This window comes from Gluconobacter sp. Dm-44 (assembly GCF_018256175.1).
Taxonomy (GTDB): Bacteria; Pseudomonadota; Alphaproteobacteria; order Acetobacterales; family Acetobacteraceae; genus Gluconobacter; species Gluconobacter cadivus.
On sequence record NZ_JAERLZ010000044.1, the window covers coordinates 1 to 2,080 of the forward strand.

The following is a 2,080-nucleotide window of genomic DNA, read 5'->3' on the forward strand; positions in this document are numbered from 1 at the left end:
CATTGACGCGTTCTGCTTTGTTCTCTTTCTGTTCTCATTATGGAGGCCAGAAACATGAACTACCAAGGCGACCGCACGACCGGCTTCGCATCCCCCGCAGGCGACAATATCGAAGGCACGATCGACCTGATGTCGGCTGCCCTCGATTTGCGACAGCCCAGCCGCTATCCGGTCCGCGTGGAAGGCGATGCCCTTCTTGGCCGTTCCATCCGGCATGGCGACATCCTGGTCGTGGATTCGGCCGTAGCGCCCCGAGCTGGGGTCGTGGTGGTTGCCAGCGTCGGCGACGAGCTGCGAGTCTGTGAGCTGACCCAGCGGGCTGGAGAATGGTGGCTGCGGTCGTCTTCTCCCCGGGCTTCCCCAGTCCAGGTCGATGACGACACGGATGTGGCCATCTGGGCCGTGGCGACCGGCCTGGTCCGAACGGACGTGTAATGCGTGTCTTTGGCCTGATCGACGGCAATTCGTTTTACTGTTCCTGCCAGCGCGCGTTTGAGCCTCGCCTGAAGCACAAACCGGTTGTGGTCCTCAGCAACAATGACGGCTGCGCCATTGCGCGGACCCGGGAGGCCAAGGCGCTTGGCGTCAAAATGGGAGACGCCTGGCACATCGCCCGCAAACGCCCTGAGAGCCAGTCCGTCGTCTGGTACTCCTCGAACTATGCCCTGTATGCCGACATGTCGCGGCGGATGTATCAGGTCCTGGCAGAGCGCCTGCCAGCCGTAGAGCCATATTCGATCGATGAGATGTTTCTCGATCTGAGTGACCTGCCCGGAAATCTGCATGAGCGCTGCCGGCAGATCCGCCAGGACGTGGCCGATCACGCGAAGATTCCCACCTGTATCGGCTGGGGGCCGACCAAGACGATCGCCAAGCTGGCGAATGGTCTCGCCAAGGATCACGCAGAACTGGACGGCCTGTGTGACCTGACAGACCCGGTCGTGCGTCAGGACTGGTATTGCCGGACAAGCATCGATGAAGTCTGGGGTATCGGCCGACAGACGAAGCAAAAGCTGTTGGGAGCAGGCATCGAGACGATCGCCGACTTCGTGGCCCTAGACGCAAAGACCGTGCGCCAGATGCTGACAGTCGTGGGNGCCCGGGTTCAGGCCGAGTTGCGTGGCCAGTCGTGTTTGCCCCTGTCAGATATCGCGGCCACCCGCAAAAGCATTGCCTCGACCCGAACGTTCGGGCGCCTACTGCTGAAATGGGAGGAGATCCGCGAGGCTATTGCGCACTATGCGAACCGGGCTGCGGAGAAACTGAGAGAAGATGGACTGGAAGCGGCGCATCTGTCCGTCCTGATGCAGACCAATCCACACAATGGCGATCCCTGGTACGCGAAGCACGCGGCCGTCACGATCGAGCCGACGTCTGACGCCCGGGATCTGATCCGACACGCTACAGCGCTCGGCTGCGCTATCTGGCTTCCGGGCTATCGGTATTTCAAGTCAAGGCAGGGGTAATTCTCTCGGATCTACGCCCTGCCGGCAGTCAGGGTCAGATGTTCGCATTCCGGGATCCGGTCCAGTCCGCCACGGTCATGGCCGCATTGGATGCGGTGAACGCCCGTTTTGGAAGTGGGACACTCCGACCGGGATCAACGGGACTGAAGCGAACATGGTCGCCGCGACAGTCCCTGTTGTCAGCCCGCTACACGACCCGGCTGGAGGAGATCGTGAGGGCGAGAAGTTGGTAACTTCCGCTTACGCCTTCATATAAGTCATGCAATACGTATGAATGATTTACCAAGAGCAGACATAAGCCGCTTTCTCACCATTGGTATTGCGCCGTAACCAGTGGGGTATCCAAGATCTGATCTGAGATGGGCAAATAAACTCTACGAACCTTTATCGCTCGACCTGCACAGTTTCATATAGGCTGCGGGACTATGTCCCGTGATCTTCCGAAATACTGCCGCGAAGGCGCCGGGACTTTCGTAACCGACGTCAAGTGCGACGCTTGTAACCGCTTCTCCGCGTGCCAGCCTTTCCTGGGCATTTAGGATACGCAGCCGCTGACGCCAGGCCGTAAACGGCATTCCCGTCTCAGCCCCGAAATGCCGGACGAAGGAACGCAC

4 protein-coding genes are annotated in these 2,080 nt (G+C 59.9%); 3 read left to right on the top strand and 1 reads right to left on the bottom strand.

Annotated elements, in window-relative coordinates; translation table 11 throughout:
* Positions 1–54 precede the first annotated feature (54 nt).
* The 3 genes from JK213_RS15770 to JK213_RS16020 all read left to right on the top strand — a co-directional run bounded on the left by JK213_RS15770 (position 55) and on the right by JK213_RS16020 (position 1,699).
* Positions 55–435, top strand: coding sequence for a LexA family transcriptional regulator (locus JK213_RS15770; RefSeq protein ID WP_194261933.1), 381 nt, complete (start codon positions 55–57; stop codon positions 433–435).
* Positions 435–1,466, top strand: a complete 1,032-nt coding sequence (locus JK213_RS15775; protein ID WP_249200765.1) for a Y-family DNA polymerase — start codon at positions 435–437, stop codon at positions 1,464–1,466. Before JK213_RS15770 ends, JK213_RS15775 begins: the two co-directional genes overlap by 1 nt.
* Before the next feature lie 38 nt (positions 1,467–1,504).
* The gene (locus JK213_RS16020; protein ID WP_228125692.1) at positions 1,505–1,699 is read left to right on the top strand and encodes a DUF4113 domain-containing protein; all 195 of its coding nucleotides are present in this window, start codon (positions 1,505–1,507) and stop codon (positions 1,697–1,699) included.
* Between the two features lie 141 nt (positions 1,700–1,840).
* Here JK213_RS16020 and JK213_RS15780 read toward each other — a convergent pair.
* A partial coding sequence (locus tag JK213_RS15780; RefSeq protein WP_211571903.1) for an AraC family transcriptional regulator occupies positions 1,841–2,080 on the bottom strand: 240 nt, incomplete at its 5' end.

What these genes read in the sequence shown, in the direction of transcription:
- JK213_RS15770 (WP_194261933.1), top strand. Translation starts at nt 55, where the DNA reads ATGAACTACCAAGGCGACCGCACGACCGGCTTCGCATCCCCCGCAGGC.
- JK213_RS16020 (WP_228125692.1), top strand. Translation starts at nt 1,505, where the DNA reads ATGTTCGCATTCCGGGATCCGGTCCAGTCCGCCACGGTCATGGCCGCA.